Origin of the sequence: Cupriavidus lacunae, from assembly GCF_003353055.1 — a bacterium.
Taxonomy (GTDB): Bacteria; Pseudomonadota; Gammaproteobacteria; order Burkholderiales; family Burkholderiaceae; genus Cupriavidus; species Cupriavidus lacunae.
Map to the genome: position 1 here is coordinate 1 of NZ_QKWJ01000164.1, position 6,924 is coordinate 6,924.

General features: G+C 67.4%; 6 protein-coding genes. 3 read left to right on the top strand and 3 right to left on the bottom strand.

Annotated elements, in window-relative coordinates; translation table 11 throughout:
• Positions 1–289: 289 nt before the first annotated feature.
• The 3 genes from DN412_RS41705 (at position 290) to DN412_RS41715 (ending at position 4,772) form a co-directional block, all read left to right on the top strand.
• On the top strand, positions 290–2,263 hold the full coding sequence (locus DN412_RS41705) for a tetratricopeptide repeat protein (protein ID WP_115216836.1): 1,974 nt from the start codon (positions 290–292) through the stop codon (positions 2,261–2,263).
• A gap of 167 nt (positions 2,264–2,430) precedes the next feature.
• Entirely contained in the window at positions 2,431–3,657 is a 1,227-nt protein-coding gene (locus DN412_RS41710; RefSeq protein WP_115216837.1) for a cation:proton antiporter, read from the top strand.
• A complete protein-coding gene (locus DN412_RS41715; RefSeq protein ID WP_115216838.1) occupies positions 3,657–4,772 on the top strand; it encodes a YbdK family carboxylate-amine ligase in 1,116 nt (371 codons plus the stop codon). The genes DN412_RS41710 and DN412_RS41715 overlap by 1 nt, the downstream gene beginning before the upstream one ends.
• A 25-nt stretch (positions 4,773–4,797) precedes the next feature.
• On the opposite strand, the gene DN412_RS41720 is transcribed toward DN412_RS41715, so the two are convergent.
• The 3 genes from DN412_RS41720 to DN412_RS41730 all read right to left on the bottom strand — a co-directional run bounded on the left by DN412_RS41720 (position 4,798) and on the right by DN412_RS41730 (position 6,727).
• Positions 4,798–5,289, bottom strand: coding sequence for a YMGG-like glycine zipper-containing protein (locus tag DN412_RS41720; RefSeq protein ID WP_115216839.1), 492 nt, complete (start codon positions 5,287–5,289; stop codon positions 4,798–4,800).
• 199 nt (positions 5,290–5,488) lie between these two features.
• On the bottom strand, positions 5,489–5,962 hold the full coding sequence (locus tag DN412_RS41725) for an OsmC family protein (protein WP_115216840.1): 474 nt from the start codon (positions 5,960–5,962) through the stop codon (positions 5,489–5,491).
• 27 nt (positions 5,963–5,989) lie between these two features.
• Positions 5,990–6,727 carry an MBL fold metallo-hydrolase gene (locus DN412_RS41730; protein ID WP_115216841.1) on the bottom strand — a complete coding sequence of 246 codons (738 nt, stop codon included), beginning with the start codon at positions 6,725–6,727 and terminating at the stop codon, positions 5,990–5,992.
• Positions 6,728–6,924 lie beyond the last annotated feature (197 nt).

A 6,924-nucleotide genomic window follows, 5' to 3' on the forward strand; every position in this document is an offset into this window, starting at 1 on the left:
CTGCCCATGAAGGGCTGTGTCAGGCGCGTCCATTTGCGTGCTCCTTTGGAAAAACGAGAGTGTGCGAATCTTCGTTTTACTCCAGGAGTTGCCTCCGCGGCCCTTCATAGTATCTATATACCCCAGCCAACGAGCAGTAAGCCCGCCAGCTACACCGGCGAAACAGCCCACGCCCGCCAAGAGCCAAGGCCAACCGCATGGCAACAACCCAAGCCCCAGACACCCCCCTATCCCCCCATTGGCGCATAATCCCGCACTCGCACATTTTTTCAATCAATAGGAGCAGTACGTGTCCGAGCAGGAAGCCAGCTACGACCACGCCATCGGGCTAGCCAACCAGGGGCGCTTCGCCGAAGCCCTGCAAATTGCCGACCAGCTGTCGCAGGCCCGCCCCGAGGTGGTTGATTTCGTCACGCTGCGGGCGCGGCTGCACTTTGACAACGGTGATGCCAACGCCGCGCTGGCGGTGCTGGACGAGGCCCTGGCGCGGCTTGACACCCTGCCGCTGCAGCCGCCGCACCGCTGGGTCTCGCGCGGGGTGATCGCGCACCGCTACGGCGCCATGCTGATGAGCCTGGGCCGCGATGCGGAGGCGCGCCCGTGGCTGCATGAGGCGGCGCAGCGCAGTGGCCTGCTGACGGGCGAATGGGCCGCGCATTTCCACGCCGGCCTGGCGGCGCTGCGCATGGGCGACATGGCCGCCGCGGCGCGTTACTGGCATGACCTGATGGTCCGCAATCCCGACCTGGGCGCCGATGACATCGCCCCGCTGGTGACGGACTACATCGCCCGGGCCGAGGCCGCCGGCGTGCTGGTGGAACCGCTGATGCGCATCTGCCTGGGCCGCGTGGCGCTGGACAACCCGCATCTGCTGGAGCTCGATGCCGCAGCCGGCGATACCGTGGCAGCCGACCAGGCCGCCCGCGTGCTGGCCGAGCATCCTGACCACCCCGAGGCGCGCCGCCTGCGCGCGCCGCTGCGCCATGGCGTGGGCGACCTGCAGGGGGCGCTGGACGATCTGGCGGTCTACCTGCGCCAGGTGCCCGACCCGCAGACCCAGGTACGCGAACTGGCCTGGCGCCACCAGCTGGCCCAGCGGGCCGACAACGCGCAAGCCGCCCAGCCCGCCGACCGCGAGCCGTGGCTGCGCTTTACGCTGACCGACCAGTCCGACGACGGTGCCGGCTACTACCGCGCCGCGATGGCGGTGGGCGAGTTCATCGACGAAGTGCCGGCCGCCGAGGCCGCGCTGCGGCCGGTGCTGGTGCAGGCCGGCCGCGCCGGCGTGGCGCGCTTCGACCAGTACTTTGCCACTGGCCAGGGCGATGCCGCCGGCCATGGCGGCAATGCCGATCCGCATGTCTATTCGCTGCTGTGCCGGCTGCTGTCGCGCAGCCTGCCGGCCGATGCCGCGCATGCGGACGAACGCATCGCGCTGCATCGCCAGGGCATGGCCGCCAGCGAGTTCATCGACCACTGGATCGACCTGCTCGATTGCCACGCCGACGCTGGCCAGCACCAGAAGGTGGCGGAACTGGCCGGCGAAGTGCTCAACCGTTATCCGCTCGAGCGCAATCCGGCCGACGTGACCTGGGCCTTCAGCCGCATGATCGCGGCCTGGAAGGCCATGGGCGGGGCTGAGCCGACCGAGGCCGCGCGGGCCGCGATGATGCACATGGATGCCCGCCTGGACGCGCTTCCGGTGGAAGCCCGCAGCGAGGCCGCGCATCCGATGGCGCACGCGCGCGCGCACTATGCCGCGCTGCTGCAGGCGCAGTTGGCCGGCATGGACGAGCACGACCGCACCGATACCCTGGCCGAGATCGAGGGCCAGCAACGGCGCGCGCTGCTGGTGGAAGACGCGTGGCTGTACAACCGCTTCGGCCAGGTCTGGCGCGACGTGGGTGACTCGGAGCGCGCGCTGCCGCTGTTCGAGCAGGCGGTGGCGCTGACCGAGGGCGATCCGCTGGACCAGGCCGGCCCACGCGTGCAGCGCGGGCTGGTGCACAACGCCGCGCGGCGCCATGACGCGGCCCTGGCCGACTTCGTTGCCGCGTTCGCGGTGCGTGACGACTGGGACGCCGAGGTGTACCTGCGCGCGGTGCAGTCCGCGCTTGGCCAGGAGCAGCGCGAGACTGCGCTCGGTTACTTCGACAAGGCTCGCGCCTGTGGTGCGGCGCAGGGCGCGACGCGCACGTTGTACGCACAGGTGGAAACCGCGCTCAAGGCCACCAGGCCGATGTGGAAGGTCTGGGGCGTCTGAAACGTCGCTCCGGACCCCGGAACGGTCTGGAAATGTAAGGGTTGTAAAAAAACGCCATCCGAAGATGGCGTTTTTTGCGTGTAGATGACAGAAGTAAGGCGTGAGTTTGGTGCGGTGTCGGACAATCACTGACATGGATTGTGATGTGCTTACATTACCATGTCGCCATGAACGGACTGAGCCAACTTTTTCCAAGCCTCCCGCTCGCCCCAGGCGGCCTGTTCTGGGTCGGGCTGGCGCTGGTCGGCGCGGGCCTGGCCGGCGAACTGAGCCGGCGCTGGCTGCGCTGTCCGCGCATTGTCGGATACGCCGCGGCGGGGCTTTGCGCCGGCATGCTGGGCCGCGGCATCGTCGACGAGAACATGATCAACCAGACCCGTATCCTGATCGATATGGCGCTGGCGCTGGCCTTGTTCGAACTCGGGCATCGCCTCTCGTTGACCTGGCTGCGCGCCAACCGCTGGCTGCTGCTGACCAGCGCCTTTGAAAGCCTGCTGACCTGGGGCCTGGTGGCCGCGGTGCTGCAGTGGATCGGGGCCTCGCCCGGCGTGGCCATCCTGGCTGGCGGCATCGCGGTCAGCACCTCGCCCACCATCGTGCTGCAGCTCAAGAACGAACTGCGCGCGGACGGGCAGGTCACCGAGCGGCTGATGGCGATGGCCGCGCTCAACAGCATCTATGCCGCGGCGATCGTGCAGGTCGCCACCGGGTGGCTGCACTCCGAATACGGCAACCTCGGCGCCGCGCTGCTGCATCCGCTATACCTGCTGGTGGGCTCCTGCCTGCTGGCCTGGGTGGTGGGCAAGGTCGGCCATGCCATCTATGACCGCATGTCGGCAGATGACCATTACAGCTTTCTGGTGCTGGTGGGCCTGGTACTGTTCACGCTGGCGCTGACCCGGGTACTAAAATTGTCGATGCCGCTGACGCTGATGCTGGCCGGCGTGGTGTTCAAGCACCAGGACAACCAGCCGCATGTGTGGCCGCCGCACTTCGGCAGTGCCGGCAGCTTGCTGATCATCGTGATGGTGGTGTCGCTGGGCCTGCCGCTGACGGCACAGGACTGGGCCGTGGGTGGCGTCTACGCCATCGCGCTGGTGGTGCTGCGCCATGTGGCCAAGCTGGCCGGTGTGGTGTCGCTGGGATCGTTCTCGGGCCTGAGCCTGCGCCAGTGCATGGCGCTGGGGCTGGCGCTGGCGCCGATGTCGGGTCTGGCCTACCTGCTGATGTATGACGTGGCGCGGCTTTACCCCAGCACTGGCCAGCCGCTGGCGGCCATCATCCTGTGCGCGCTGGCGATCGAACAACTTTTCGGTCCGGTGATCGCGGCCTGGGCGCTGCGCTACGCAGGCGAAGTCCGGGTCGACATCCGGGCCAATGGAGGAGGGCGCTGATGTCGCTCGAACCGTTCAAGCACTCAGAGGCACTGACCTTCGGCGTGGAGCTGGAGCTGCAGCTGGTCAACCGGCATGACTACGACCTGGCCCCGTTCGCGCCCGACCTGCTGCGCGCGCTCAAGGGCACCGAGCATGCCGGCGACATCAAGCCCGAGATCAGCCCGTCGATGATCGAGATCAGCACCGGCATCTGCCACAGCTACCAGCAGGCGCTGGAAGAGCTGTCCGTGATGCGCGACCTGATGGTGGCGGCCTCGCATTCGCTGAACCTGGGCATCGCCGGCGGCGGCACGCACCCGTTCCAGCAATGGGCCGACCGCACCATCTCGGATTCGCCGCGCTACCAGTACATCTCTGAGCTGTATGGCTATCTGGCCAAGCAGTTCACCGTGTTCGGCCAGCATGTACATATTGGCTGCCCCAGCGCCGACGAATCGCTGTTCCTGCTGCACGCCATCGGCCGCTACGTGCCGCACTTCGTGGCGCTGGCGGCGTCCTCGCCCTATGTGCAGGGCGTGGATACCGGCTTTGCCTCGGCGCGGCTGAATTCGGTCGCGGCCTTCCCGATGAGCGGGCGTGCGCCGTTCCTGCTGACGTGGGATGCCTTCACCGCGTACTTCGAGAAGATGCGCAATACCGGCGTGATCGAAAGCATGAAGGACTTCTACTGGGATATCCGGCCCAAGCCGGAGTTCGGCACCATCGAGGTCCGCGTGATGGACACGCCGCTGACGGTGCAGCGCGCCTGCGATATCGCTGCCTATATCCAGATGCTGGCGCGCTACCTGTTGCTGTCGCGCCCCTTCATGCCGCAGGAAGACGATTACCTGGTGTACACCTTCAACCGCTTCCAGGCCTGCCGCTTCGGGCTGGAGGGCGAATACGTGCATCCCAACGAACTGACGCGCATGCCGATCGCGGACCATATCCTGTCGATCTGCGACGCATTGGTGCCGCACGCCGAGGCGCTGGATTCGCTGGAGGCGCTGGCCAATATCCGCGCGCTGGCCGGGCGCCGCGACGGCGACGCAGAATGGTTGCGCCAGGTCGATGCCGATGCACGCAGCCAGCGTGAAACGGTGCGCAAGGCGTGTGACCGGTGGGCTTCCTGAGCCCACCGCCGAGCTGCCCCCGGTCTTATTTGACGCTGTAGCCGCGCCCCTGCATGCAGGCGCCCCAGGCCTGATAGTACGAGCCCATCGCCTGGCTGGTGTTGGCCGCCGCCTGCTGGTTGGCGGCGTTTGCCTGGCGGCGCGACTGGCGGTGCGCCACGCCGCCCGCCACCGTACCCGCTGCAGCGCCGACCGCCGCACCCTTGCCGGCGTCGCCTGCAACCGCACCCACCACGGCACCCGCGGCGGCACCGCCCGCGGCACCGCGCACGCGCTGGCCGCTTTGCGCCTGGGCCGGCGGCGGCGCGTTGGCGGCCTGGGCGGGATCCACGCCAGTCTGCTGCTTGGCCCAGCTGTAGCAAGCGCCGTCGTCGCTGGCCTGCTGTTGCTGGCTCTGGCCCTTGGCCGGGTAGGCCATGGGCTTGCTCTGCGCCATGGCCTGTGCCGGGATCAGCGCAATGGCCGTGGCCAGCGCGCCGAGGCCGCGGTACAGCTTGCGATGCTGGCTATGCTTCATGATGGTGTTCCCCACGAGTGTCGGTTACGCAACGCCGGATGCACCGCCCGGTGCCCAGGCGGCGAGCCATTCTGTGAGGGCCAGTATTTGCAGTGCCGGGGCGGCAAGTCAAATCAGCATTTTGGTGGCGAGATATAAATTGTTTGTGGTTCGTCGCCAGCAGCCGGACGCCGGTGCAGGCACGGCCGGGGCTGGCCGGCTAGGCGCCTGCGTACACCGGCTCGCAGCGCACCTCGGTCCTGACCGAGTTGGCGATAAAGCAGGCGTCATGCGCGGCGTGATGCAGTGCGTCGAGCGCTTCGCGCGTGGGCTCGCGCTCGCCGCCAAAGGTGACCTGCGGGCGCAGCGTCACCACCGTCATCGCCATCCGCCCGTCAGCGTTCTTTTCCATCACACCGGTGGCCGCGTCCAGGTAGCGGTCGACGACAAAGCGTTGCTTCGCCGCCAGCGACAGGAACCACAGCATGTGGCAGCTGGCCAGCGAGGCGATGAACATTTCCTCCGGATCGACCGCACTTGCGTCCGACATCGGCAGCGGCACCACATGGGGCGACGACGAACCCGGGACCTCGGCGCCGCCGTCAAAGCGCAGCACGTGCCTGCGGCTGTAGCGGTTGCCGGCGAAATCCTGCCCGTCGCGTTGCCAGAGGATCTCGGCGGTGTAGGTGGACATGCAAAGACTCCTGACGTTGGGGAAATCTCAGGCGCCGTGCGGCACGCTCTCGCCGTCGCGCAGGCCCAGGCGCTGGTTGGCCGGCACGGCGACATCGATCAGCTTGGGCCGTGGCAGGTTGAGGTTGCGCATCATGTCGACGAACTCCTCGCGCGTGCGGCCGGCGACGCGGCTGTTGTGGGCGCGTTCCTGGCCGATGGTGGACGAGGTGCGGCCCTTGTAGTCATGGGCCGGATAGACCAGTGTGTCGTCGGGCAGCGCAAACAGCTTCCTGGTCAGGCTGTCGTAAAGCGTGCCGGCGTCGCCGGACTGGAAATCGGTGCGGCCGCAGCCATCGATCAGCAGCGCATCGCCGGTGAAGACGCGGCGCACGACCCCGTCGGCGGTGGGCTCTTCCCACAGGTAGCTCATGCTGCCGGCAGTGTGCCCCGGCGTATGGATGGCGCGCAGCACCTGCTTGCCGAAGGCGACAGTGTCGCCGTCGATCAGTTGTTTCTGGGCGGGCTTGATATCGCAGCCGGACGGCGCGGCGGTATGCGCGCCGGTCTGCAACGCAAGGTGGCCGGCCGAGGTGATGTGGTCGGCATGGGCGTGGGTTTCGATCACCCACGCCAGCCGCGCGCCGGTTGCCTTCAGCAGCGCCAGGTCGCGTTCCAGCTGGTGGTCGACCGGATCGATCAGCAGCGCCTCCCCGGTGGCGGCGTCGATCAGCAGGTAGGTGAAGGTGGACGAGGTCTCGTCGAACAGCTGGTGGAAGGTCTGCATGGCTGCCCTCTTGTTTTTCGTGCGGGGAACGCCGCCATGATACGCCGCGCTGCGCGCGCGTGCGTTTCATATGTGAACAGACCCTTCTATGAGGGCGAGGGTGTCAACCCCCCTTACAGTATTGGATTTCAGCATAGGAATGTCTGGCGCGATACTCTCTCCTTGCAAGCCATTACTTTTCGTTCGCGGACTGACGC